The organism is Roseofilum reptotaenium CS-1145, assembly GCF_028330985.1.
Taxonomy (GTDB): Bacteria; Cyanobacteriota; Cyanobacteriia; order Cyanobacteriales; family Desertifilaceae; genus Roseofilum; species Roseofilum reptotaenium.
Window position 1 is genome coordinate 14,044 of record NZ_JAQMUE010000036.1, and the last position, 24,689, is coordinate 38,732.

The window sequence follows — 24,689 nt, forward strand, 5'->3', positions numbered from 1 at the left end:
AATATTGCGATTCCTCCAGAAAGCTTCGCTAACGCGGCAGCGATGGGTCGCATTATCGCGAAGCGACTGGGCAGAAGTATCGCCCCCAACCCACGCTCAATTAGATCGACTAGCGATCAATTGATTATTGTGTCAACTTAATAAACCTTTACAAATCCTTAACCTTGAGTAGAGTTACCGTAACTAGAGATACAACAAAATTGCAGAGGATGAGTGAATAATCATCATTCACGATTGAGGAGGATTGCCTGTGAATGCAGCCGAACAAGCAAAAAACTTTGAAGTCGCCAGCCAAATAGCTACCGTCATCAACCTGTTGAAGTCCCAGTTTCCGGATGCGCGGGTGGATATGAAGCCTTGGATGAACGATCCGTGTACCCAAGAACTCGTCGATCCTGACTCCATCGATCTGGGCTTCCATTTTCCTGGATTTAGTCGATCTTTCCAAAGTCGTTCCGTGCTGATCCAGATTCGCTTTCATCACGATCGCCTAGAAAACGCTTATCGGGCGATCGGCATTGAGGTAACTGGATACAGCCACAAAGGGCAACAATGGCGATTCTCCACCGTGGAGAATTGGCACTTTGAGGGCGAAACCCAACCCAATCCAGACACCGCAAGCAAATTGAAGCAGTTTTGCCGTCAAACCTTAGCACTGTTCAATCGCGGCGATCGCACAGCATAAAAACCCATCATCCTAGCAAGATGAAAGTTTGATTTCCTAAAATCCCAAAAATATCTTAATATTGTCTCAAGACTGGATTTGTCATTAGACAACTTGCTGATAACCACAACCATCTTAGGAGGACAAGTATAGTATGGCCCTCGTACCCATGCGACTTCTGCTCGATCACGCAGCCGAAAACAACTACGGTATCCCAGCATACAACGTAAACAACATGGAGCAAATCCTGGCCATCATGCAAGCTGCTGATGAAGCCGATAGCCCCGTAATTCTGCAAGCTTCTCGTGGTGCTAGAAAATATGCAGGTGAGAACTTCCTCCGTCACCTGATTCAAGCCGCAGTTGAAAGCTATCCCCATATTCCCATTGCTATGCACCAAGACCATGGGAATGCTCCTGATACTTGCTATACCGCTATGCGCTATGGTTTCACGAGCGTCATGATGGATGGTTCCTTAGAAGCTGATGCCAAAACTCCTGCCAGCTTTGAGTATAACGTTAACGTTACTGCTGAAGTTGTTAAAGTTGCTCACTCCATTGGGGTTAGTGTTGAAGGAGAACTCGGTTGCTTAGGTTCTCTGGAAACTGGACAAGGTGACAAAGAAGATGGTCATGGGTTTGAAGGAACGCTCTCTCACGATCAATTGTTAACTGATCCTGACGAAGCTGTTCAATTTGTAGAACAAACTCAAGTAGACGCTTTAGCTGTTGCGATTGGAACCAGCCATGGTGCTTACAAATTCACCCGCAAACCTACTGGTGAAATCCTAGCAATCAGCCGCATTGAAGAAATCCACAAGCGCCTGCCTAACACCCACTTGGTTATGCATGGATCTTCTTCTGTACCTGAAGATTTAATTGCCATCATCAACCAGTATGGTGGTAGCATCCCTGAAACCTACGGCGTACCCGTTGAAGAAATTCAGAAAGGAATCAAGAGCGGTGTGCGTAAAGTTAATATCGACACCGACAACCGGTTAGCCATTACCGCTGCTATCCGCGAAGCGGCATCTAAAGATCCTTCTAACTTCGATCCTCGCCACTTTATGAAGCCTTCTATCAAGTACATGAAAGAAGTTTGCTTGGATCGTTATCAACAGTTCTGGACTGCCGGTAATGCCAGCAAGATCAAACAAGAAACCTTGGATGTTTATGCCGTTAAATATGGCAAAGGTGAATTAAACGCAACCACCAAACAAGTAGCTGCTGTTTAATTTTTCTTGAGTATTTGCTCTTCGTTTGTTCCTAACTGTTCACTGATATTATGGATGGGGGATGAATCTTCGGGTTCATCCCTTTTGTTTAATGTTATGACGCTTTGCGCTAGGGAATAGGCTTTTGGTACATATATAGATAGTTAATTCAATTAATACTGAGACACTCTAAGAGTGTCTACAACAACGGTATATGTAGGGGCGAAAAATTTTTCGCCCCTACATAAATGTCTCACTGTTATTTGAATTGACTATAGCTTTGAGGATTCAACACGGTCTCTCATAACGCAAGCAAAGCGCTGTAGGTTGTAGGAACGAACAACGGTTTGCCCCTAAAGGTTGCGTACTTAAACCTTGAAATTGTCGGTAATGCGACTCATGGCTTCCTCCACATTTTCCCGACTGTTGAATGCCGAGATACGGAAGTAACCTTCTCCAGCAGCGCCAAATCCCGATCCGGGAGTCCCCACGACATAGCACAAATTGAGCAATTTGTCAAAGAAATCCCAACTCGAGAGTCCTTGGGGGGTTTTTACCCAAATATAGGGCGCATGAACTCCACCATAAACGGTTAATCCAGCATCCGAGAGCTTTTGACGGATAATTTGGGCATTTTCCAGGTAAAACTTGATTAAGCCTTGAACTTGGCTTTGTCCTTCTGGAGAGTAAACCGCTTCTGCTCCACGCTGCACCAGATAGGAAACGCCGTTAAATTTGGTGGATTGGCGACGATTCCACAGTTGATGTAGGGTGACTTCTGCACCGTCAGACGCGGTGACTTTTAAGCTTTTGGGAACGACGGTATAGGCACATCGAGTTCCTGTAAATCCCGCATTCTTGGAGAAGGAACGAAACTCGATCGCACATTCCCGTGCGCCTTCGATTTCATAAATAGAATGGGGCAGCTCTGGATCGGTAATAAATGCTTCATAGGCAGCATCAAAGAGAATCACGGAACCATTGGCTCTAGCGTAATCGACCCAAGCTTTCAGGTCAGCCTTAGATGCGGTTGCCCCCGTGGGATTATTGGGGAAACAGAGATAAATTAGATCTACGGGGCGATCGGGAATTTTGGCGGTAAAGTTATTCTCGGCTGTAATGGGCAGATAGAATAAGCCTTCATATTCGCCCTTATCATTGACTGGTCCAGTATGACCCGCCATGACATTAGTATCCACATATACTGGATAAACGGGATCGGTGACAGCAATGGTGTTACCCTTGCCGAAAATGTCCAAAATATTGCCTGTATCGCACTTACCGCCATCGGAGACAAAGATTTCCGATGCATCAATCTCACATCCCCGTGCTTGGAAATCCTGACTAGCAATCTTTTCCCGTAACCAAGCATACCCCTGTTCTGGGCCATATCCTTTAAATGTAGCCCGATCGCCCATGTCCTCCACTGCCTTAATCATTGCTGTGCGGCAAGCTTCGGGTAAAGGTTCCGTTACATCTCCAATACCTAGCTTAATAATGGGAGCATCCGGATTAGACTCAGTAAACACTCTCACCCGTCGGGCAATTTCTGGGAATAAATAACCCGCCTTCAACTTGAGATAATTTTCGTTAATCGTGACCATTGTGGCTTTATTGAGACTCTTTCTATCAGCTTAGGCGTAAACCGGTATCATAGGAAGATCTCCGATCGCCAGTCATGAGAGATGAGCTAGTCATCTTTGAGTTGGGTGAAGGTAATGTCGAGTAGGGCAGGTTAACATTGAGGTGTAACCCACCCCCACAGATTATGCTTTCTTCAGCCAGCTAAACATAGCTCGTAGGTCTTTCCCTACCTCTTCGATGGGATGTTCAGCTTCTTGACGGCGCATGGCATTAAATCCGGCTTTACCCGATTGATTTTCTAACACAAATTCACGGGCGAATTGACCGCTTTGGATTTCTTCGAGGATTTTCTTCATTTCGGCGCGGGTTTCGTCGGTGATAATCCGATGTCCGCGAGTATAATCGCCATATTCAGCCGTATTGGAGATACTATCGCGCATTTGGGCCAAGCCGCCTTCGACCACCAAGTCTACAATTAACTTGACTTCGTGGAGGCATTCAAAATAGGCTAATTCCGGTTGATATCCTGCCGCTACCAGCGTTTCAAAACCGCTCTTAATTAGGGCACTTAAACCACCGCAGAGGACAGCTTGTTCGCCAAATAAGTCAGTTTCAGTTTCTTCGCGGAACGTGGTTTCCAGGATACCCGCACGAGTACCGCCTACACCTTTAGCATAAGCCATGGCGCGATCGCGAGCTTGTCCTGTTGCATCTTGATAAACCGCAAATAAACAGGGAACTCCTTCCCCTTGTTCATAGGTTCGCCGCACCAAATGTCCCGGCCCCTTTGGCGCTACCATAATGACATCTACATTTGCTGGAGGAACCACTTGACCAAAGTGGATATTAAAACCATGGGCAAAGGCTAAAACATTACCTTCACTCAGGTTCGGGGCAATTTCATTCTGATAAACCGTCTTTTGCACCTCATCAGGCAGTAAAATCATAATCAGGTCTGCTGCTTTCGCGGCATCCGCAACAGGTTTAACCGTTAACCCGGCAGCTTCTGCTTTGGCTGTTGACTTACTCCCCTCATACAACCCCACAATCACCTTAACCCCACTCTCCTTTAAATTCAGCGCATGGGCATGTCCTTGGGAACCATAGCCAATAATGGCAACAGTTTTACCGTTCAGTAAATCTAAGTTAGCATCCGCGTCGTAGTACATCCGGGCCATAATCACGATTCTCCTTGGTGATTGATTTGTATTTTATGCCAGCCTTTAAGTTTAGCGCGTTGTGGGGAAAAAAGCAATAGGCAATAGGTAAAACTGCTTCACGTCCATAGGGACTCAACAGCACACTGAAACTCTGGCAAAAGGGGACTTGTGAGGGTATCTTGGTCAGATAGGGTAACAGCTTTTTCTAAACGGGCTTGGTTACGGCGATAGATTTCAATTTCTCGTTGCTGATAATCAACGATCCAGTATTCTCGCACTCCTTGGACAGAATACAACTTTAACTTATTTCGTCGGTCTTGCTTCTTCTCCTTCTCTAACATCGATCAAACCTCAACCACCAACTCTGGCGCACCCCTCAAATCTCCATCATCATCTAACAGTTTGGCAAGACGTTTATGGGAGTTCCAAACTACATCAGGAATCACATCATTACTCTCAGAAAAGATAATCCCAGGACAAAACACGGCTTCTCCCAAATCCGTTTTCTCTGACCATATATTTAAACAGAAATAGACATGACCCATAACCATTTGGTGATGCAAATGGGGCATTTGAGTCCTGAATAATTCTCCATCAATAATTTCATACCTTATGCCATTATCAGGGAACCCTTCTAAATCTTTACTTGTCCAACGGACGGCTTTTACTTCTGATGAACTCATGGTTACAGGGCATCTATAGGATTTTTAAATGAGTTTTAACCGTGTGCCCGTCATCCCCCAGCCCCTTCTCCTGTGGGAGAAGGGGAGAAAAAGTCCCTCTCCCATAGGAGAGGGATTTAGGGAGAGGGCATTTCTATTCGTCTTCCCACAATACTTCTAGAGGACACTGAAAGTCTGGCAAAAGGGGGCTAGTGAGCGTATCTTGCTCAAATAAGGTAACAGCTTTTTCTAAACTTCCTTGATTACGGCGATAGATTTCAATTTCTCGTTGCTGATAGTCAACGATCCAGTATTCTCGCACTCCTTGTACAGAATACAACTTTAACTTCGTTTCTTTATCTCGCTTTTTATCCTTCTCTGACTTCGATAATATCTCAATTACCAACTCTGGCGCACCCGTAAAGTGTCCAGATTCATCTAAAACTTGGGATAGACGTTCGCGGGATATCCACACTAAGTCAGGGATTACATTATCACTATTGGAAAAAATAACTCCAGGACAAAAAAATGGTTTTCCTAAACCTGTTTTTTTTGACCAAATTCGTAGTTCTGTATAAATCGCTCCAGAAATGTCCTGGTGATTTAGATGGGGCGATCTGGTCATGAATAGTTCTCCATCAATAATCTCATACCTCGTGCCATTGTCGGGGAATCCTTCTAAATCATCAATTGTCCAACGGACGGTTTTTACTTCTGATGAAATCATGGTTACACTCAGCCTCTAGAGAGTTGCCAGGGATGGGATAGGGTTCGTCTATGTTAGCGTATTATATGAGCGATCGCCTTTGAGCCTTTGAGCTATAATTCTCTAAATCTATCCTAAGCAAGGGTAACCGGTGGAGTAAGTGAACAAAATGCCTACTGCCGATCAGCTAGAAAGTTTGTATCGGGTGAGCTATCAATTAACATTCATTAGATATTGAGTCTGAGATCGTGCCTAATGGGGAGGTATTCTGATGTATCCAGTCAATTTTGAGGCAATGCAGTGATGACGAATTAAAACGTTACTTTCTCAGCAACCGCGAAGATAAAATGGCTTTTCAGGCTTATTTGGACAGATTTAACCAACGTCCAAAATCACTGATTGCTAGTCCAAATGACCCCAATTTTGACGCGAAGATTCAATCAGCCATTCGGGAAAAACTAAAAACGTTAGAGAGCAATTAGCAGAGCTTTGAGGCAATGAATGACCCAACAAGAGGTATGGTAAGGCTAGTTGGATCGCATCTTACTCATAATTGCCCAAATCCTCAATGAAATATTGGGCAGTGTGGTTTTCGCCTTTGATGGTTTCACCACGACAATTGACTATAACTGTTTCAAAGTCGAACGCTATTAGTTTCTTGCCACTGAGAGATAATTGACTCATGATCACTTTTTAAATTCTCCCTATCTTTAAGAAAGTAAATACCAACTTCTCAATTGCCTATTGCCTAGCGCTTCGCGCTATAGTGCATATTTAAGGATTTGATCTAAGGTGGGCAGGGTTAAAGTTGTCGAAAGTGACTCAATCGCTAATCCTCCTGCCCACCTTACGATGATTTCAATTCCTAATTTTCGACTCTAATCGATATTCATGTCCGGGGAACACTTCAATTTGGTCTGGCCCTGCATTAGTAGTTTCCACACAGACAAACCGAAGATAGTCATCATCACTTAAATCGGCAAATTTAGCAGCTTTTTCAGACCAAGGATTCCAGACAACAGCGCTGCTACTCCCTTTAGAAAGGATCTGAATCTGGCGTTTCCAGGTGGAATCATCAATCGCTAACTTAGGTGGAACATTCATGTAAATGCGATCGACTTCTGAGTCAATCTCTACTACTCCAGCTTGAGATTTTTGCACTCCACCCTCTACTTTATCAATATATTCTGTTCTATCTAAGCCCAAAATCCTGACTCCATCAATATTGCCGACCTGGAAATAGGTATGTAAGGCTTGGGTAATTGTAAAGGGTTCATTCCCTTGGTTACGAGTAATTAAACCCACGGTTAAGGTATCACCAACGACAATGTCAATGACTAATTCCCAAGCATGAGGCCAAAGTTCGCGGGTTTCTGGGGTATCGGTTAATCCTAACTGGATTTGGGTTTCTCCTCCTGGAGTCGTTCCGGTGGACAAAACTGACCAAAACCGATTGCGTACAAACCCGTGACTCGGAAGTGTTGAGTCTTCTGGATGGGGGCCAAACCAGGGCCAGCAAACGGGAATTCCACCGCGCAGTCCTTTTCCCGCTTGGATGCGTGCGCTTTCGCTCAGAAACAGGAGATCCTCCGCTTCAGTCATGGGTTGAAAGGAGAGGACATGACCCCCATAAAGGGCAATGGTAGCCTTGGCGAAGTTATTCTCAATTTGGATAATGGGAAAGCCTTCTACTTCTTCAGGAACCGATATAATGCGATCGGGTGGGAACTCGGTTGTGCCATCAATAAATTTGAGTTGGCCGTCAATTGCATAGCGATCATTGAGTTGATTAATCATAAAATAAACCTGATAATTGAGTCTCAAATGTACCTAGCCGCTTGGCTTTTTATTCCATTATTATCCACCAATCATGCTTCATGGTAAATGCTAATTCTATACCCACCGGATTAACGGACGATCGCGTGGAAAGCCTCTATCGGTCCGGCTTGCATAATAATGTTAATTTACCCAATAGTCGTTCCTATCAAGATATTTTACGCGAAACCGTATTTACCTTCATTAATGGGGTATTCTTTTCGATTTTTATGCTGCTGATTTCCCTGGGACGCTACAGCGATGGAGCGATCGTGATTGCAGTATTGTTTAGTGCGGTGATGGTGAGTGTCTGTCAGGAAATTTGGGCGAAACGCAAGTTAGACCGAGTAGCGTTGTTAACCCGTCCGCGATCGCTGGTAATGCGCAATGGTCAAGAATGCACCCTCGATCCTCGTGAACTGGTTCAGGGGGATGTGCTGCATCTGGTTCCTGGAGAGCAAATCATCCTTGATGGAGAAGTGTTGCAGGGACAAATTGAGGTGGATGAGTCTCTGTTAACGGGGGAAAGTGATGCCATTGTCAAAAAACCGGGCGATCGCCTGCTCTCTGGCACGTTTTGCATTAGCGGCAATGGGTATTATGAAGCACAACAGGTGGGGAAGGAAACCCTTGCTTATCGTCTGGCGTCGGGGGCTAGGGCGGTGCGACAGGTGTATACTCCTTTACAGGAACAGATTAATCTGGTGATTCGCATCTTTATTTTGGTGGCTGGGTTTCTGTGGATTTTAGTGGCGATCGCCGTTCTCAGTCGCACCTTATCGGTGAGCGATGGGGTGCAAAAAGCGGCAGTAATCTCCAGTTTAGTGCCTGCGGGCCTCTATTTATCGATTACTCTAGCCTATGCTCTGGGAGCGGTGCGGATGCTAGATCGAGATATTCTGATTCAACAGGCGAATTCTGTGGAATCCCTGAGCCATGTGGAAATTCTCTGTTTGGATAAGACGGGAACGCTAACCGCGAATCAAATTGAAGTGCATCAGTTAGAGGCAATTAATGGTGAAACGGAGCGTCTAGAGCAGGTTTTAGGCGTTTATGCCGCGAGTTCGACGACTCAAAATGCCACCAGTGAGGCGATCGCTCGTTATTCTCCCCGTTTCCCACAATCGGTTAAGGAGGAAGTTCCCTTTACGTCTGCACGCAAGTGGAGCGGGTGTATTTTTGCTCCTGGGACAGAACAAGGAACCTATGTGCTAGGCGCTCCGGATATCCTAGCGCGCTCGATTCCCCTTTCCGAGGAAATCCGGGAAACGATTCACCAGTGGACGGAACAAGGCTATCGCGTCTTGCTGTTTGCCGGTTCTCCAGAGATTATCAACCTTTACGATACTCCTTTGGAGTCGCTTCGCGAACGCAACAATACGCCCACGATTCCCCCTACCCTCGCCCCTTTGGGATTGGTAATTTTAGGGGATAAATTGCGTCCGGGAGTGTTAGAAACGCTGCAAGGATTTCAACAAGCAGGGGTGCAACTGAAGATTATTTCGGGGGATTATCCGCAGACGGTACAGGCGATCGCCCGTCAGGTGGGATTAGAGGGAAATTTAGCGATGATTTCGGGAGCGGAGTTAGCCCAAATTGAACCGCAAAAATGGCCGCAAGTCGTGCAAGACTATACCATTTTCGGGCGGATTACCCCCGATCAAAAAGCGCAATTGGTGAAAGAATTGCGCCAAAAAGGGATTTATGTAGCCATGATTGGGGATGGAGTGAATGATGTTTTATCCCTGAAACAAGCGAATTTGGGGATTGCCATGGAAAGTGGCAGTAAAGCAACCAAAGCAGTGGCGGATTTAGTGTTATTAAAAGATTCGTTTGTTTCGCTCCCCTTTGCACTGTTGGAAGGGCAACGAATTCAAAACGGAATTCAGGATGTATTGAAGTTGTTTATTATCCGCATTTTTTCATTTACCTTACTCATTTTAGCCACCGGTCAAGTGATTGGTACATTTCCCTTATTGAATAAACATAGTGCTTTGGTGACTGCGCTTTCTGTCGGCTTTCCAACCATGAGTTTGCCCATTTATGCGAAACCGAGAGGGGAACAGGATGGCAATCGGGTTCGCGCTCTCTTTCGGTTTATTTTACCCGCCACATTATCAGTAACTTTAGCCGGATTAATCGTTTATTTAGGCTATTTAGTCACCAGTGTTTGGCGAGCGGTGAGTCAGGGTGGGATGGTGATTGTCGATAATGAGTTATTAGCTATTCCTCGCAGCGCGTTAGTCACCCTCTTAATCTTCTGTGGCTTAACGTTAATGCTGTTTCTCAAACCCCCAACGCGGTTCTGGGTAGCCGTGGAACCCCTGAGCGGAGATTGGCGATATACGAAGGTTGCGGTGAGTTTGTTGGGGTTATACGGGCTGATTTTGGCGATCGCCCCCGTGAGAAACTTCTTTGACTTGACGCTATTATCAGCATCAGATTACGCCTTTATTGTGGCGATCGTTTTGCTGTGGATGTATCTCCTGCGCCTCACCTGGCGACGGAAATGGTTAGAGCGTTTCTTGGGGAAATTTCATTAATTAAATGAGAATAAAAGCGAGTCCTAAACCATTTTAGTTGTGCTAGAATCCCTGCAAACATAAAACGGATTGGTAAACTACCGGCTTAGAGCCTATTTATAAAGTGAATGTTAAGAGCTAGAGAACGGTAAAATCAAGTCTTGCGAACTATAGCGACTCTTTTGTCCCCCTTTCTCCCTATTCCCCTCTTAAGAGAACTTGTATGCATAAACACTTAGATAAATATCCACCTGCACCTGAGTCACGTGAAGAGCATGCCTTACAAATCTTTCCCTACAAAGAAATGTCTCCAGAAGAGTATGCTGCTCGGAATGCACACGATTGGCTTTGCTTCAGCTTTGACGAATATATTTACAACAATAGTGAGTTGAATGAGTGGATTCATACTCTCGGAGATATATTCTTTACTAAAGGAGCAGTACGAGCGGTAAGAGAGAAATATCTAACCAGAGAGCAGATTGCAGCCGTGGAGGAAAGGGAAAACGAGCCTTTCTGATATCTTACGAAGTTAGGGAGAACATGACTCTACCACTTTACCGATCACTTTTCTCTTCGGGTTTTTCCTTTATAAATCAGCTCTAAGGGGAGAACAATACACGGAGCAATAAATTCCTGATAACGAAGCAGATGCTGTAACGGGCGAGTTGAATTTTCGGCTCCGAAAAGCAACTCACCAACCACAACTGTTGGTAATATCACTTCTGGCAAAGCCAAAATGTTTTCAACTACCCTTTCATCACCATTGAGAAACCGAATGGCAGTTGAAGTATCTAAAGCTGTCTCACCACTCATTTCCATCTACCTGCCGACAATTTTGCCGAATAGCTTGCTGCATCTCCTCTGCCTCAGCATCACTCAAAATTCCCACAAACTTCGCCAGAGGATGTTCTTTCTTACTGACTTGAATTTGGTGTAAAAACTCTAGAACTTTTTGCACTACATCATCGGGTGCTTGTTCAAGTTCTTCAATCAACTGTTGGCGCTTATTCATTGTCTACCAACTCCATTAGCTAAGATTCTGCTTCCTTTCTAAATCGCTCTAATAGCTCTTCACGAGACAATTGTAGCAACAGAGGGGTAAACTCATCTGATGGCAGGGTGGCAATTTCCTCCACAATAGCCAGCAGTTCCTCATTCACTTCTGCAAAACCGACTCGTAGAAGATTAGTAACGAAACGGAGTTTTTCCTGTTGTCGTGTTTCTTCTTGTAGTTGGGAGATCGCTTCTTCATACAATTTATGTAGAGTCACCATTAGCTCCCGATCGTCCCTATTCTGCGTCCTTTGTAAATCGCTCCAGTAGCTCTTCGCGAGACAATTGTAGCAACAGAGGCGTAAACTCATCTGATGGCAGAGTAGCAATTTCCTCCACAATAGCCGCCAGTTCCTCATCTAGTTCTCCAAAACGAACGCGCAAAATATCCGCTATCAACCGGAGGATTCCTTGTCGCCCTTCTTCGCGTCCTTCTTCGCGCAGTTGGGCGATCGCCTCTTCATACAATTGAGTTAGAGTCACGATTAGCACTTCCTCATCTGGATCGGCTGCTGGGTTTTACCGTAGGGCTAAAACCGCTAAAAAATGCCACACTAATTTTATCACATTCGCTCGCCATCGATGGGTTGGCGGCAGGCTCTCCAATTCTTGAATGGCTTGTTGTTGAACTGTTCCTCTTCCCAGAAGTCTCAACCATAGGGTTTCTGGAATTCTCGGCAATTGATGGATAACGATGATAGCACTTTTATACAGATCCCTTAAATAATAGATTCCTGGCGGGCTATTTTCTGCCTCCTTTGTACGAGCATTATCTAGCAAATTTTTGGATATGGACAGAATCATATTATACTCACTTACCGCCACGATCCTTGCTCGCACTCTAACAAGCGATTTAAGATCGCTAAATCCTCTTCGCGATCGCTCTGACGCACTTTATCTTCCATCCCCACATTCACCAACTCTAGCATTAATCGCACTGCCAAGGCTTCTTGCACTTCATCTTCTAGGGTTTCTGGATTGATCTCTTCTAAGTTTTCCAGATAAGACTTGAGATGATTCCATTCAAATGTCTCCATTAGTTGATTAATCACATAAACTTGCTCAGGACGAGCTGTTTTCATCACCGTAGCGATCGGTTGCTTTAAGATTTCTTGAATTTCTGCTTCTGATGCCTTTTGCCGTAACCAATTTTCCGAAGTCGATAGGGGTAAATCGATCGATTTATTGTCTACTTTGGCGAAGGCATGGGCTTCTATATAGGAAATACGACCATCCTGGTTATAATCCGCAGAATCGGCTCTTTCTCCCGTGCGCTTCTGACCACTTAAACCGGCAAAAAAGCTAGAGCTATAGTCCACATAGTCTGCTTCATTCACTTCTGGGGTGCAACCGACCGAAGGTAAAGTTTCTACGGTGGCAAAAAAACCGCATCGAGTCTGCGGGGCAACGGGATTTTCTGAATTCCCCCCTTCATAAATTATATTCGCAAAGGAGCCAGAATAGCATTGAGCCATCATCGTAACGACAGGCTTTTCGGCGGGCATCAGGTCTAACAATTGGGCAAACTCTTGCACACTGACTTGTTGACGATCCCACAATAAAAGCGTATTATTTTCAGTATTTTCTTGATTTTGTAAGCCGTGGCCAGTAAAATAGAGAAACAAGCCTCGATCGAGAGATTGGGCGAGGGGCGCTTGAAACCAATTCGTCAAGTTTTTCAAGGTGGAAGAACCCTTTAAAAAGGGAATTTGAGGAACTTTAAATTTCTCTTCCTGATTCTCATCTAAATAACGCACAGTAAGCTGTCCATCATTTCCATTAGCAAAGAAAAAATCAGCATCCTGTTCTGGGTTATAGCCCAAATATTTCAGCACTCGTTGAAAATAAAGGACATTTTTTTCTAGGGCAATTTCGTTAGTGGCAGGATTTCCACCACCCGCAACCACCAGAAAATTGGGGGGCTGACTCAGAGATTGGCAAGTTGATGAAGTAGAAACAGGTGCAGAATAGGGGGGAAAAACGGCCAGTGCGGATAAACTGGTCAGGGTAGCAGACAATAGATGAGACCAAAACATAACCGGAAACTCTAAGCAAACGATGAATGATTTCCATTGTGCCCAAAATTTTCCGGACTAGGAAACCCGATCGCCGGAAGGAATGAGCCAAAGCCTGTAGGATAGTAAAGGACTTGCTGATGGAACTCGATAATGACCGATCGCCGATCGCCCGAAAATAAGGAAAATCCCTATTTCAAGCGCCTACAGCTCTATGTGTACCTCACCCCCGTCGTCGGATTTGTCCCCGCTCTATGGACGCTCTACCAGAAAAAAGGCGATCGCCAAATCCAACTCACCTGCCGTTTAGCCGTTGTTCTTGCCCTCAGTTGGGCGATCGCCATTAGTCTACTCAACACCAGCGCCAACGCTTCCGAATCCCTGCATCTTCCTCTGCTAATCACCAGCAGTACCCTCACCTCCGGCTACTTTTTCCTTAATATTTGGTTAATGATTCGCCTGTGGAGACACCAAAACATTTGCATTCCGGGCATTTCTGAACTCGGCGATCGCTTACCCTAACCGGAACAAAAACCTACTCTAACCTTCACCAGGTATCAACCAGTGGTGAGAAAGGCAATAATATGTAACAATTGCCGCTGAATCCCAAATCAGAAGAGTCCGAACCTCTTCTCATTATTTCTAATTAAAGTGTGAGGAAACCTGTGTCCATTCATCAAAGCTCCGATCGCAAGACCCCCTTCAAATCCTACCCCCAACCCGTCCCCAGACCCCTTGGGAGTGGTTTGCGATGGCTCTCCATTGGACTAGGACTAACCGGTATTGCCCTATTATCAGCCACGGCTGGGGCCCTGTTAGCCGTCTCTTTAATTAGCACCCCCTTAATGCAAAGCAGACTCACTCCAGAAGAAGCTGCCGTTTTTGGTCAAGGGGAAAAAATCTCTTCCGGTAACAACCTCCAACTCCCCGAACTCACCCGCCCCGTCAACATTATGATTCTAGGGGTAAAAGTCCTCACCTCCGATGTAGACACCCCTCCCGAAGAAATCGCTGATTTAGGATACCACGCCCTCGTCAACTCCTTTGAAGGTCTCAGCGATACCATGCTCATGCTGCGGTTTGAGCCAACCACAAATAAAGTCACCCTCCTTTCCATTCCCCGTGACACCCGCACCTGGGTCGAAGGCCATGGTCTAGTCAAAATCAACGCAGCCAACTACCATGGTGGCCCAGCCCTCACTGCCAGTTCCATCAGCGAACTACTCGGAGGCGTAGGAATTGACCGCTATGTTCGCATCAACGTCCAAGGTATTGAAAAACTGATTGATGCTTTGGGTGGAGTCACGGTTCATGTGCCCAAGGACATGAAATACCAAGATGATAGCCAACATCTCTACATCAATCTCAAAGCTGGAACTCAACACCTAAACGGTGCTCAAGCTCTACAATTTTTGCGCTACCGCTACGATAATTTAGGCGATATTGGGCGCATTCAACGGCAACAGATGTTCTTACGAGCAATGACGGAACAAACCCTCAGTCCAGCCACCCTGAGCAGATTACCCAAAATTTTATCGGTGATTCGCTCCCATATTGACACCAACTTAAGCGTAGAAGAATTATTAGCCCTAGCCAACTTTGCTGGGCAAACCGATCGCTCTAAAATGCAGATGTTACTCTTACCCGGACGATTTAGCGAACTAGAAGAATTTGATGCCAGTTATTGGGTTCCGAATTACGGTAGTATTGACTCGCTCATGGCCGAGCATTTTGATTTTGGCTATGAAGCCTATGACGACTATACCGATTATGAGATCGATCCGACCCAATTGGCGATCGCCATTCAAGACACCACCGGCCAACTCGAATCCGTCGATCAACTCTTCATTTGGTTAGAAGCCCAAGGCTACTATAACCTCTATTCCACTAATTCCTGGAGCGATCCCCTCACTACCACCCGCATTATTGCCCAAGACGGCAATATCGAAAGCGCCAGAGCCATTCGTAACGTCCTCGGATTTGGAGAAGTCCGTGTTGAAAGCACTGGTAGTTTACAATCCGATGTCACCATTCAACTCGGCCAAGACTGGTTAACGCAAATGGCAACAGAATCAAGAATCGACTCTACCTCCTATTCTGAATGGCAATCCTATTAGACCATGAGGGGATAGGGAGATAGGGCGATCGAGGGACGCAGTGAAATTGGAAATTCTCTATTGCCTATTGGCTAGCTAATTACCCATTAACCATTACCCACTACTGCTGTATTGTAATAAAGAGGTGAAAAACGCCCACCCATCTGATCAAACTCCTACGGAACTCTCTATGGCTATTGGATATCTTGCCTTTGTTCTTCATGCACACCTTCCCTTTGTCCGTCATCCAGAAAGTAACTATGTCTTAGAGGAAGAATGGCTTTACGAGGCAATTACAGAAACCTATATTCCCTTAATTCATATTTTTGAAGGACTCAAACGGGATGGGGTAGACTTCAAACTAACCATGAGCTTGACTCCTCCACTTGTCTCCATGCTCATGGACCCCCTCCTACAAAAACGCTATGACCACCATTTAGCCCAACTCCAAGAATTAATTGAAAAAGAAATCGATCGCTACAAATATCACGGTCACCTCAAATATTTAGCAGAATTTTATGCCCAAGAATTTGCCAAGACTCGCGCCACTTGGGAGAGATATCAAGGGAACTTAATTACCGCCTTCAAGCAATTTCAAGATAGTAATAATCTCGACATTATCACCTGTGGCGCAACCCATGGTTACTTCCCCTTAATGAGAAGGCAGCCAGAAACGGTTTGGGCACAAATTAAAGTCGCTTGCGACCATTATCAAGATATCTTTGGTCAGCTTCCGAGGGGCATTTGGTTACCCGAATGTGCCTATTATGAAGGCGTAGAAAAACTGCTCGCTGATGCTGGACTACGCTATTTTCTCATTGATGGTCATGGGATCATGTATGCTCGTCCCCGTCCCCGGTTTGGAACCTATGCCCCCATTTTCACCGAGACTGGAGTAGCCGCTTTTGGCCGCGACCATGAATCCTCCCAACAAGTGTGGTCTTCTCAAGTTGGTTATCCAGGAGCGCCAGAATATCGAGAATTTTATAAAGACTTGGGATGGGAAGCAGAATATGAATATATTAAACCTTATATTTTACCCAATGGACAACGGAAAAATATTGGTATTAAATATCATAAAATCAGCGGTCGAGGCTTAGGATTATCAGAAAAAGAACTCTACGATCCCTATTGGGCAAAAGAAAAAACGGCTGAACATGCCGGGAACTTCATGTTTAATCGGGAATATCAAGTGCAACATCTGCACCGAATTATGCAACGTCCGCCAATTATTTTATCGCCCTACGACGCTGAATTATTTGGTCATTGGTGGTATGAAGGGCCTTGGTTTTTAGATTATCTGTATCGTAAAACTTGGTTCGATCAAAGCACTTATGCGATGACCCATTTATCGGATTATTTGAATGACTATCCTACCCAACAAGTGTGCCGTCCTGCCCAGTCAAGTTGGGGTTATAAAGGATTTCATGAATATTGGTTGAATGAAACCAATAGTTGGATTTATCCCCACTTACATCAGGCAGCCGATCGCATGGTAGAGTTAAGCATACGTGAAGGAGGCGATCGCCTGGAAGAAAGAGCCATTAACCAATGTGCTAGGGAACTCTTATTAGCCCAATCCTCCGATTGGGCGTTCATTATGCGGAGCGGAACCATGGTTCCCTATGCCAACCGGCGCACCAAATCCCATTTGATGCGCTTTAATAAAATCTATGACGATGTGATGGCAGGAAGTATTGATAGTGGTTGGTTAGAAAAGGTCGAGCATATGGACAATATCTTCCCCAACATTGACTATCGGGTATATCGTCCGCGCTAGAGTGTGGAGAGAGGAGTATCAGTAGACACGGGGATAGACTTCTTCTCCATTCCCCTACGGAGAGCGCAAAGCACTGTAAATAACTCAACTGTGTTCCTTTCCCCATTTTTAATTGAGATTAGGAGTTAAGATGACTCATTTGACTCTCGACCTAGAAACCGTCAATTTGACTGATGAGCAATATTATCAGTTGTGCATCAGAAATAAGCATCTTCGCTTTGAACGTAATGCTCATGGAGATTTAGTCATTATGCCTCCCGCAGGTGATGAAACCAGTAATCGTAATGCTGGACTAACTGCTCAACTTTGGTTATGGAATGAAGACCAACAATTAGGTGTCGTATTTGACTCTTCAGCCGGTTTCACCTTGCCTAACGGTGCAAAACGCTCTCCCGACACTTCTTGGATTCCTCTCGAAAAATGGGAAAAAATACCACTAGAAGAACGAGAGAAATTTAGCCATATTTGTCCTGATTTTGTGGTCGAATTAATGTCACCAAGCGATTCATGGAAAGCGACCCAAAAAAAAATGCAAGAATATTTGGATAATGGAGCAAAATTAGGTTGGCTGATCAATCGACAGAAAAAACAAGTAGAGATTTATCGACCCGATCGAGAAGTGGAAAAATTAGACCGCCCTTCTACATTATCAGGAGAAAAGATATTACCCGGGTTTGTTTTGAAATTATCCAAAATTTGGTAAATCCCCCTCGTTCATTCCTTAATCCGTGCTGCGTTTAATGATTCACAATTCACTCTCTGCGATCAACGATCGCCTACTAACTCTTGTGCTGAACCTGTTGAATCACTTCCACCACTTCCTCAAAGTCCAAAGGCTTACTCAAATAGCCATCTGCTCCTGCTTTCATACATTGCTCCCGATCGCCAGCCATCGCCATTGCCGTGACAATAATCACTGGAACCTCTTTCCACAAAGGATTGGCTTTCAAGCGCTGGACTAACTCTAAACCATCCACTTCTGGCAACTGTACATCCATCAAGATTAATGCGGGTAAATTTTGTTGGGTTACTAAGGGAGACTCAATGGTATTGACCATTACTTGACCATCAGCGATCAATTCCACCCTATAGCCTTCCAGCTCCAGGATCTCAGAAATCAAGGCTTGATTATAGGGTTGGTCTTCTACCACTAACACCCGCTTCCCATTCACTTCTTTAGGAGGATCGCCGATGGGAGGCCCCTCTTGATCCAAGTCCATCTCCTTAGCAGATAAACGACTCATTCCCGTCAGGGGTAACCAAACTCGAAACACGCTACCTTTACCCTCTTGGGACTCAAACGAGAGAGTTCCCCCATGGAGTTCAGCCAGTCGTTTCGTTAGGGAAAGACCCAAACCTGTTCCCTCATGACGACGGGTTAAAGAGGAGTCAATTTGTTGAAAGGGACGAAAGAGTAGGTGTTGTTGATCTTCGGGAACGCCAATACCTGTATCTTGGACTTCTAAACAAAGATAGGGAGTACTCTGATTAATAGGGGAGCGATCGCAGCGATTTTCTTGGGCTAATTCTTCCCCATATGCTAATCTGCCCTTGAGTTTAATCTGTCCCTTCTCCGGAGTAAACTTCACCGCATTAGAGAGCAAATTGACTAAAATTTGACGGATACGCCGTTCATCGAGTAAGGCCTGATCCAAACGATAATCCAACTCTAACGAGAGAATTTGCCGTTTTTTATCTGCACGGGGTTGGATCATCTTCAGACAATCCGTACATAGCTCATGAATACCCAGAATTTGTAGCTCCAGTTCCGATTTACCCGCCTCTATTTTCGATAAATCTAGGATCTCATTAATCAGAGAGAGCAAATGTTTCCCACTAGAGGCGATCGCCTTTACCTGATTTTGTTGCCGTTCATTCAATTGACCAGAGCGCTGGCGGATCAATAAATCGGAGAAGCCTAAAATACTATTTAATGGAGTTCGTAGTTCATGGGACATAGAAGCCAGAAACTCCGATTTTAATTGAGACGCTCGCTCTAAATCTTGATTAATTTGATGCAGGGTTTCCTGAGCGCTGGCCCGCTCAATCGCCACACCCAAAGTCCGACACGCTGCGATGAGCATATCCTGCTGGGGAGAATTTTCCAGTCGGTGTATATTGCGCGATTCTAAGGTTAACACCCCAATCACCCGACCATCAGAAGTAGGAATGGGAAAAATCCCCAATTGGCCAATGTTCGGATGGCGAAATATCTCGAGTGATTGGGGATGGTTACAGTAATTTTCAATAAATAAGGGTTCTCCGGTACGGACAACTTCCCAGAGCAAACCTTGACCCTGGGGAATGCCTTTTTGTAGTAAGGATTCCATTTCTTCCACCACGGGTTTACCACAACTGGCAATAAATTGACCGGAAATATTATTGGTTAAGGGGCCGGCTAGTCGTTCCTCCCCTTCTCCGCTAATCACTTTAATATCCCCAAATGCTGAGTCCATCGTTTCTATGAGATAATTCAGGGCATATTGACCCATATCTTTCAGGGAAACTGGGGTCTGTAGCCGTTCATTGAGGCCTAACAGGAAACGGAGACGCTTGACCTCTGCATTTAAGCTTTCTTCCATCAGGGCTGCTTGTTTGAGTGCTTGGCGATCGCGGGTCACATCGCGGAAAATCAGTAATCGTCCTTCATTAGAAGTAGCTGTTGTTGAAATTTCCAAGTGAATTCCATTAGATTGTTCAACTTCAATGGCTACATCCGTTTTTGCCGATCCGATAATTCTGGATTTGAGTTCTTGACATTCTCCTGGACTCCAATAGCCTTGATGGATTAAGTGGCTAATAACCGTTTCAATATGGGGCTGTTTTTGTAGATACTCAAGGTCAACTTCCCACAACTGAGCCAACTTCTGGTTAAACAAGACCAAGTGATGGGAAGCGTCGAATAGAGCGATCGCGTTGTCCATTTGAGACAAAATTAATTCTTGTTCTTCTTGAAGACGCTGTAGATCCATGGCAGTTTATTCTCGGTTGGGGGATACAAGCATGGCATTATCTTCCCAATGTACTCAACTGACGAGATATATCTTCGCATAACGTTACATTTCTTGAGGTCAGGTGACTCGGCTTTCGATCTATAGCAGAGAAAGGGAGAGTTAGGACATTTTCTATTACCTATTGCCTATTGCCTCAAACCATAACCTCACTATCCTAATCAACTCTTTCACTGCTATAGATTGCGATCGCACCTCATCGATTTCTATTTTACAAAAATTCATAAAAACATAAATTCAGACATTAAATTTAGTATTATTTTATAGAAATTTCCTCAAAACTTAAGCCCACTTAAATCCAAGATTAAACAACAAAAATATTGTCAAAAAAAATCTAGATTTTACTGAAAATCTTTATAAAAAATTGAGAATTTTCCTCCATTTAGCGCTTCAATAGAAACTTAAGAACACCCAAAATTCAACACAGACCATGCAATCTTCAGTCGCCCCTCCCACCTCAGACAAAAAAAATGCCTCGGCCAAGCCTGCGGCCAAAGATAAACGCTTCAAAGCCTTAGATGTAACCATGAAGCGCAATCAATATCGCCAAGATGCCCTGATTGAAATCCTGCACAAAGCTCAAGGAGCCTTTGGTTATCTTGAAGAAGAAGTCCTAGAATACATTGCCCGCAACCTCAAACTCCCCTTGAGTCGAGTCTACGGAGTCGCAACCTTCTATCATCTCTTCTCCCTCAAACCGTCCGGCGCTCATACCTGCGTCGTTTGTATGGGAACAGCTTGCTACGTCAAAGGAGGAGATAAAGTCTTAGCTGCCCTCGAAGACCATACGGGCGTTCATTCTGGAGAAACCACCCCCGACGGACAAGTTTCTCTCGTTACTGCCCGGTGTATCGGAGCGTGCGGCATCGCCCCTGCTGTTGTGTTTGATGGTCAAGTGGCTGCCCAGCAAACCCCAGAATCGGTGATTGAGCGCATAAAAGGCTGGCAAGAGTAGAGGGGGATAGGGAGATGGGGAGGATGGAAACTATTGCCTATTGCCTATTCCCCCACCCCGGTACACATAATGATTACGGAGAACACTTATGGAATTTAGCGAACTGCAAGACCTAGCCGAACAGGAGAAACAAGCCCAGAAACCTACCAGAGTCCATTGCTGTACATCAACTGGATGCCAAGCTGCTCAATCTTTAGCCGTCAAAAAAGGTATGGAACAAGCCGTTAAAGATCAAGGCTTGCAAGAAGAGGTGCAAATTGTTGGTGTAGGTTGCATGGGATTTTGTGGGCAAGGGCCCATTGTTCAGATCGATTCGGAATCTTCAGAAGCGGCTGATGGACTCTATTATGAAAAAGTGACTCCAGAGCAAGCGCCCTCTATTATTGACGGCTTAAAGGGAGGAGCGGTTACTGCCAATCAAGGTGATCCCAATCATCCCTTCTTCAGTCGTCAGTTCCCCATTGTGCGTGAGTACAGCGGCAAAATTGACCCAGAAAGTATTGGTGAATACCTGGCCATGGGAGGCTATCAGTCCCTGTATCATGCCGTCTATGAAATGTCTCCAGAAGAGGTAATCGCAGAAATTACGAAAGCTGGACTTCGGGGACGGGGAGGTGCAGGTTATCCTACCGGATTAAAGTGGGCGACCATGGCGAAAATGCCCTCTGGACAAAAATACGTCATTTGTAACGCCGATGAAGGAGACCCCGGCGCATTTATGGATCGTTCTGTACTCGAGAGCGATCCTCATCGAATTTTAGAAGGAATGGCGATCGCCGGATACGCCGTCGGAGCCAACCAAGGCTACATCTACGTCCGCGCCGAATATCCCCTCGCCATTACCCGCCTCGAAAAAGCCATCAGACAAGCCAAACGGCAAGGCTTCCTCGGCTCCGGTATCCTCGGCTCGTCAATTGACTTTAACATTGCCATTCGCGTCGGTGCAGGAGCCTTCGTTTGCGGCGAAGAAACAGCCCTCATTGCCTCCATCGATGGCGGACGCGGAGTCCCTCGTCCCCGTCCTCCCTATCCTGCTGTTTCCGGACTCTGGGGAGAACCCACCTTAATCAATAACGTAGAAACCCTGGGTAACATTGCCCCCATTATCCGCAATGGTTCAGACTGGTTTGCTGGTATTGGTACAGAAAAAAGCAAAGGCACCAAAATTTTCTCCCTCACTGGAAAAGTGTGCAATAACGGCCTGATTGAAGTGCCCATGGGAATTACCTTACGGGAAATTGTCGAAGTGATGGGGGGCGGAGTCCCCGATGGCGGCCAAGTGAAAGCAGTGCAAACCGGTGGTCCCTCTGGCGGTTGTATTCCGGCTGAATATATGGATACCCCCGTAGACTATGACTCTCTGACTAAACTCGGTTCCATGATGGGTTCAGGAGGAATGGTGGTCATGGATGACTCCACCAACATGGTACAGGTGGCCCAATTTTACATGGAATTTTGCCAGGAAGAATCTTGTGGTAAATGCATTCCCTGTCGCACCGGAACCGTGCAAATGTACGAACTGTTGACCAAAGTCATTAAAGGAAAGGGAACCCTTGCAGACTTGGAAAACCTAGAAAATCTTTGTCAGATGGTGCGTGTAACCAGCTTATGCGGGTTAGGCATGAGTGCGCCCAACCCGGTGTTGAGTACGTTGCGCTATTTCAAATCTGAGTATGAGGAGTTCTTAGCTGTCAAGGCTTAACCCTCCCTCCATTTAGTTATTCTCGCTTTGCCTCATAAGGAGTGAAATTCAATTATGTTTTGTGAACAATGCGAACAAACCGCCAGTGGTCAAGGTTGTCACCAATGGGGCGCTTGTGGGAAAAGTCCAGCCGTAAATGGGGTTCAAGACCTCTTGGTCTATTGCCTTAGAAGTTTAGCTCCCGTAGCTCTAAAAGCTGGAGAACTAGGATTATCCATTTTAGAAGTCGATCGCTTTACCTGCGAGAGCCTGTTTACCACGATGACGAATGTCAACTTTGACCAGCGTTATTTTGCCAATTTAATTCGTCATGCGATCGCCCTGCGGGAAGACCTGAAAGTTCAAATTGCCCAATCTACGAGCATTGAGTGGCCCGAAATTGCCGACTATCAACCCGACTTTACCGAAAGTTTAGCCGAACAGGGGGAAAACCTTACTGCTCGCTTGCTAGAGTCCGCCAAGGGCAACCCCGATATCTTTGCCCTGAAGTTGCTGGTACTCTATGGAGCCAAAGGTATGGCTTCCTATGCCTTCCATGCCTACGAACTCGGTCAAGAAGACCCCGATATTTACCAGTTCTGCCATCAAGCTTTACATGCAGTCGATCAAGACCACTTGACCTTAGAGGAGTGGGTGGCTTTAGCGCTGAAAATAGGAGAAATGAACCTGAAAGCCATGGCTTGCTTAGATGCGGGTCATACCGAAACCTATGGTCATCCCGTACCGACTACCGTACCCCTTAACCCCAGACCAGGCAAGGCGATCCTGGTTTCAGGTCATGACATTAAGCAACTCGCGGCTCTACTCGAACAAACCCTAGACAGTGGTATTACGGTTTATACCCATGGCGAGCTACTTCCAGCCCATGGATATCCCCAGCTCAAAGAGCGCTATCCCCATCTGTATGGTCACTATGGCACAGCTTGGCAAAATCAAACCCGCGACTTTGCCAAATTCCCCGGCCCGGTTGTTATTACGACCAACTGCCTGATGCCTCCCCATGAGACTTATGAAGAGCATCTATACACGGTTGGGCCGGTTGGTTTTCCCGGAATTATCCATTTACCCACCCTTGATGACACTGTGGATTATAGTTTGGTGATTTCCAGGGCAAAAACCATGGAAGGGTTTACTGAAGAAACTGAACCTCGCCAGGTGATGACCGGGTTTGCTCGCAATGCGGTCTTAAGCGTGAGTGAGACCATTATTGATGCAGTTAAACAGGGTCAAATTCGCCATTTCTTCCTGGTGGGGGGGTGTGATGGTGCGAAACCCGATCGCAACTACTATACGGAATTTGTGGAAAAAGTGCCCCAAGATTGCGTAGTCTTGACGCTCGCTTGTGGAAAATTCCGCTTCTTTGATCGGCAATTGGGAACCATTGGAGGGATTCCGCGCTTATTGGATGTGGGGCAATGTAATGATGCCTATTCTGCGATTCAAATTGCTCTGGGTCTAGCGAATGCTTTTGAGATGGATGTGAACGAACTGCCCTTATCTATGGTGCTGTCTTGGTACGAGCAAAAGGCGATCGCCGTTTTACTCACCTTGCTTCATTTGGGAATTAAAGATATCCGCTTAGGACCAACTCTGCCCGCGTTCTTAACTCCCAATGTGTTTAAGTTGCTCTCCGAGACCTATAACTTGCAACCGATTTCTACCCCAGAAGCCGATCTAGCCGCTTGTTTAGCCGTGTAAGAGATGGGGAGATAGGGAGATAGGGGGATGGGGAGATCAACTGATTGCCTATT

General features: G+C 45.6%; 23 protein-coding genes and 2 pseudogenes. 12 read left to right on the forward strand and 13 right to left on the reverse strand.

Features of this window, described 5'->3' with window-relative positions; translation table 11 throughout:
- Positions 1-250 precede the first annotated feature (250 nt).
- Positions 251-685: a hypothetical protein gene (locus PN466_RS05875; protein WP_271937724.1), complete on the forward strand. Its 435-nt coding sequence runs from the start codon at positions 251-253 to the stop codon at positions 683-685.
- A 133-nt stretch (positions 686-818) separates the two neighbouring features.
- On the forward strand, positions 819-1,898 hold the full coding sequence (gene fba / locus PN466_RS05880; protein WP_271937726.1) for a class II fructose-bisphosphate aldolase: 1,080 nt from the start codon (positions 819-821) through the stop codon (positions 1,896-1,898).
- Positions 1,899-2,245: 347 nt separating this feature from the next.
- Here the strand turns inward: fba and PN466_RS05885 are convergent, their stop codons facing one another.
- The 4 genes and pseudogenes from PN466_RS05885 to PN466_RS05900 all read right to left on the reverse strand — a co-directional run bounded on the left by PN466_RS05885 (position 2,246) and on the right by PN466_RS05900 (position 6,010).
- Positions 2,246-3,481 (reverse strand): LL-diaminopimelate aminotransferase, encoded by a 1,236-nt coding sequence (locus tag PN466_RS05885; protein WP_271937727.1) that lies wholly within the window; start codon positions 3,479-3,481, stop codon positions 2,246-2,248.
- A gap of 162 nt (positions 3,482-3,643) precedes the next feature.
- Positions 3,644-4,639 carry a ketol-acid reductoisomerase gene (gene ilvC / locus PN466_RS05890; protein ID WP_271937728.1) on the reverse strand — a complete coding sequence of 332 codons (996 nt, stop codon included), beginning with the start codon at positions 4,637-4,639 and terminating at the stop codon, positions 3,644-3,646.
- Positions 4,640-4,737: 98 nt separating this feature from the next.
- Positions 4,738-5,304, reverse strand: a pseudogene (locus tag PN466_RS05895) (Uma2 family endonuclease).
- Between the two features lie 133 nt (positions 5,305-5,437).
- Positions 5,438-6,010, reverse strand: a complete 573-nt coding sequence (locus tag PN466_RS05900; protein ID WP_271937730.1) for a Uma2 family endonuclease — start codon at positions 6,008-6,010, stop codon at positions 5,438-5,440.
- Between the two features lie 326 nt (positions 6,011-6,336).
- Between PN466_RS05900 and PN466_RS26210 the strand changes: the two genes are divergently transcribed.
- Positions 6,337-6,471 carry a DUF6887 family protein gene (locus PN466_RS26210; RefSeq protein ID WP_390889975.1) on the forward strand — a complete coding sequence of 45 codons (135 nt, stop codon included), beginning with the start codon at positions 6,337-6,339 and terminating at the stop codon, positions 6,469-6,471.
- 61 nt (positions 6,472-6,532) lie between these two features.
- Here PN466_RS26210 and PN466_RS05905 read toward each other — a convergent pair whose 3' ends face one another.
- Both PN466_RS05905 and PN466_RS05910 read right to left on the reverse strand, forming a co-directional pair.
- Positions 6,533-6,673: a hypothetical protein gene (locus tag PN466_RS05905; RefSeq protein WP_271937732.1), complete on the reverse strand. Its 141-nt coding sequence runs from the start codon at positions 6,671-6,673 to the stop codon at positions 6,533-6,535.
- A 174-nt stretch (positions 6,674-6,847) separates the two neighbouring features.
- Positions 6,848-7,786, reverse strand: a complete 939-nt coding sequence (locus tag PN466_RS05910) for a D-hexose-6-phosphate mutarotase (RefSeq protein ID WP_271937734.1) — start codon at positions 7,784-7,786, stop codon at positions 6,848-6,850.
- A gap of 80 nt (positions 7,787-7,866) precedes the next feature.
- Between PN466_RS05910 and PN466_RS05915 the strand changes: the two genes are divergently transcribed.
- Together PN466_RS05915 and PN466_RS05920 are read left to right on the forward strand one after the other, a co-directional pair.
- On the forward strand, positions 7,867-10,347 hold the full coding sequence (locus PN466_RS05915) for an HAD-IC family P-type ATPase (protein WP_271937736.1): 2,481 nt from the start codon (positions 7,867-7,869) through the stop codon (positions 10,345-10,347).
- Positions 10,348-10,549: 202 nt separating this feature from the next.
- Positions 10,550-10,843, forward strand: a complete 294-nt coding sequence (locus tag PN466_RS05920) for a hypothetical protein (RefSeq protein WP_271937738.1) — start codon at positions 10,550-10,552, stop codon at positions 10,841-10,843.
- 83 nt (positions 10,844-10,926) lie between these two features.
- Here PN466_RS05920 and PN466_RS05925 read toward each other — a convergent pair.
- The 6 genes and pseudogenes from PN466_RS05925 to PN466_RS05950 all read right to left on the reverse strand — a co-directional run.
- A pseudogene (locus PN466_RS05925) lies at positions 10,927-11,139 on the reverse strand (PIN domain-containing protein); the annotation flags it as partial.
- A complete protein-coding gene (locus PN466_RS05930; RefSeq protein ID WP_271937742.1) occupies positions 11,129-11,338 on the reverse strand; it encodes a hypothetical protein in 210 nt (69 codons plus the stop codon). The pseudogene PN466_RS05925 and the gene PN466_RS05930, both read right to left, overlap by 11 nt.
- Before the next feature lie 19 nt (positions 11,339-11,357).
- Complete coding sequence (locus PN466_RS05935; RefSeq protein ID WP_271937743.1) at positions 11,358-11,600, reverse strand: hypothetical protein; 243 nt, start codon at positions 11,598-11,600, stop codon at positions 11,358-11,360.
- Positions 11,601-11,616: 16 nt separating this feature from the next.
- Positions 11,617-11,862, reverse strand: a complete 246-nt coding sequence (locus PN466_RS05940; protein WP_271937745.1) for a hypothetical protein — start codon at positions 11,860-11,862, stop codon at positions 11,617-11,619.
- 36 nt (positions 11,863-11,898) lie between these two features.
- Positions 11,899-12,183 (reverse strand): hypothetical protein, encoded by a 285-nt coding sequence (locus PN466_RS05945; protein ID WP_271937747.1) that lies wholly within the window; start codon positions 12,181-12,183, stop codon positions 11,899-11,901.
- Positions 12,184-12,194: 11 nt separating this feature from the next.
- Positions 12,195-13,415 carry a caspase family protein gene (locus PN466_RS05950; RefSeq protein ID WP_271937748.1) on the reverse strand — a complete coding sequence of 407 codons (1,221 nt, stop codon included), beginning with the start codon at positions 13,413-13,415 and terminating at the stop codon, positions 12,195-12,197.
- A gap of 132 nt (positions 13,416-13,547) precedes the next feature.
- Between PN466_RS05950 and PN466_RS05955 the strand changes: the two genes are divergently transcribed.
- The 4 genes from PN466_RS05955 (at position 13,548) to PN466_RS05970 (ending at position 17,973) form a co-directional block, all read left to right on the forward strand.
- The gene (locus PN466_RS05955; protein WP_271937750.1) at positions 13,548-13,916 is read left to right on the forward strand and encodes a hypothetical protein; all 369 of its coding nucleotides are present in this window, start codon (positions 13,548-13,550) and stop codon (positions 13,914-13,916) included.
- Positions 13,917-14,059: 143 nt separating this feature from the next.
- Positions 14,060-15,511, forward strand: coding sequence for an LCP family protein (locus PN466_RS05960; protein ID WP_271937751.1), 1,452 nt, complete (start codon positions 14,060-14,062; stop codon positions 15,509-15,511).
- Positions 15,512-15,680: 169 nt separating this feature from the next.
- Positions 15,681-17,270, forward strand: a complete 1,590-nt coding sequence (locus tag PN466_RS05965) for a glycoside hydrolase family 57 protein (RefSeq protein WP_271937752.1) — start codon at positions 15,681-15,683, stop codon at positions 17,268-17,270.
- Between the two features lie 130 nt (positions 17,271-17,400).
- Positions 17,401-17,973: a Uma2 family endonuclease gene (locus PN466_RS05970; RefSeq protein WP_271937753.1), complete on the forward strand. Its 573-nt coding sequence runs from the start codon at positions 17,401-17,403 to the stop codon at positions 17,971-17,973.
- A 76-nt stretch (positions 17,974-18,049) separates the two neighbouring features.
- Here PN466_RS05970 and PN466_RS05975 read toward each other — a convergent pair whose 3' ends face one another.
- Positions 18,050-20,242, reverse strand: coding sequence for a hybrid sensor histidine kinase/response regulator (locus PN466_RS05975; protein ID WP_271937755.1), 2,193 nt, complete (start codon positions 20,240-20,242; stop codon positions 18,050-18,052).
- A gap of 469 nt (positions 20,243-20,711) precedes the next feature.
- On the opposite strand from PN466_RS05975, the gene hoxE reads away from it, so the two are divergent.
- From hoxE to hcp, 3 genes are all read left to right on the forward strand, one after another.
- Positions 20,712-21,236 carry a bidirectional hydrogenase complex protein HoxE gene (gene hoxE, locus PN466_RS05980; RefSeq protein ID WP_271937757.1) on the forward strand — a complete coding sequence of 175 codons (525 nt, stop codon included), beginning with the start codon at positions 20,712-20,714 and terminating at the stop codon, positions 21,234-21,236.
- Positions 21,237-21,324: 88 nt separating this feature from the next.
- Complete coding sequence (locus PN466_RS05985; protein WP_271937759.1) at positions 21,325-22,938, forward strand: NuoF family protein; 1,614 nt, start codon at positions 21,325-21,327, stop codon at positions 22,936-22,938.
- A gap of 54 nt (positions 22,939-22,992) precedes the next feature.
- Complete coding sequence (gene hcp / locus PN466_RS05990; protein WP_271937761.1) at positions 22,993-24,636, forward strand: hydroxylamine reductase; 1,644 nt, start codon at positions 22,993-22,995, stop codon at positions 24,634-24,636.
- Positions 24,637-24,689 lie beyond the last annotated feature (53 nt).

Bases quoted from the DNA above. Each gene is read 5' to 3' on its own strand.
- fba (WP_271937726.1), top strand. From the start codon at position 819: ATGGCCCTCGTACCCATGCGACTTCTGCTCGATCACGCAGCCGAAAAC.
- PN466_RS05885 (WP_271937727.1), bottom strand. From the start codon at position 3,481: ATGGTCACGATTAACGAAAATTATCTCAAGTTGAAGGCGGGTTATTTA.
- ilvC (WP_271937728.1), bottom strand. From the start codon at position 4,639: ATGGCCCGGATGTACTACGACGCGGATGCTAACTTAGATTTACTGAAC.
- PN466_RS05900 (WP_271937730.1), bottom strand. From the start codon at position 6,010: ATGATTTCATCAGAAGTAAAAACCGTCCGTTGGACAATTGATGATTTA.
- PN466_RS26210 (WP_390889975.1), top strand. From the start codon at position 6,337: ATGGCTTTTCAGGCTTATTTGGACAGATTTAACCAACGTCCAAAATCA.
- PN466_RS05905 (WP_271937732.1), bottom strand. From the start codon at position 6,673: ATGAGTCAATTATCTCTCAGTGGCAAGAAACTAATAGCGTTCGACTTT.
- PN466_RS05910 (WP_271937734.1), bottom strand. From the start codon at position 7,786: ATGATTAATCAACTCAATGATCGCTATGCAATTGACGGCCAACTCAAA.
- PN466_RS05915 (WP_271937736.1), top strand. From the start codon at position 7,867: ATGGTAAATGCTAATTCTATACCCACCGGATTAACGGACGATCGCGTG.
- PN466_RS05920 (WP_271937738.1), top strand. From the start codon at position 10,550: ATGCATAAACACTTAGATAAATATCCACCTGCACCTGAGTCACGTGAA.
- PN466_RS05930 (WP_271937742.1), bottom strand. From the start codon at position 11,338: ATGAATAAGCGCCAACAGTTGATTGAAGAACTTGAACAAGCACCCGAT.
- PN466_RS05935 (WP_271937743.1), bottom strand. From the start codon at position 11,600: ATGGTGACTCTACATAAATTGTATGAAGAAGCGATCTCCCAACTACAA.
- PN466_RS05945 (WP_271937747.1), bottom strand. From the start codon at position 12,183: ATGATTCTGTCCATATCCAAAAATTTGCTAGATAATGCTCGTACAAAG.
- PN466_RS05950 (WP_271937748.1), bottom strand. From the start codon at position 13,415: ATGTTTTGGTCTCATCTATTGTCTGCTACCCTGACCAGTTTATCCGCA.
- PN466_RS05955 (WP_271937750.1), top strand. From the start codon at position 13,548: ATGACCGATCGCCGATCGCCCGAAAATAAGGAAAATCCCTATTTCAAG.
- PN466_RS05965 (WP_271937752.1), top strand. From the start codon at position 15,681: ATGGCTATTGGATATCTTGCCTTTGTTCTTCATGCACACCTTCCCTTT.
- PN466_RS05970 (WP_271937753.1), top strand. From the start codon at position 17,401: ATGACTCATTTGACTCTCGACCTAGAAACCGTCAATTTGACTGATGAG.
- PN466_RS05975 (WP_271937755.1), bottom strand. From the start codon at position 20,242: ATGGATCTACAGCGTCTTCAAGAAGAACAAGAATTAATTTTGTCTCAA.
- hoxE (WP_271937757.1), top strand. From the start codon at position 20,712: ATGCAATCTTCAGTCGCCCCTCCCACCTCAGACAAAAAAAATGCCTCG.
- PN466_RS05985 (WP_271937759.1), top strand. From the start codon at position 21,325: ATGGAATTTAGCGAACTGCAAGACCTAGCCGAACAGGAGAAACAAGCC.
- hcp (WP_271937761.1), top strand. From the start codon at position 22,993: ATGTTTTGTGAACAATGCGAACAAACCGCCAGTGGTCAAGGTTGTCAC.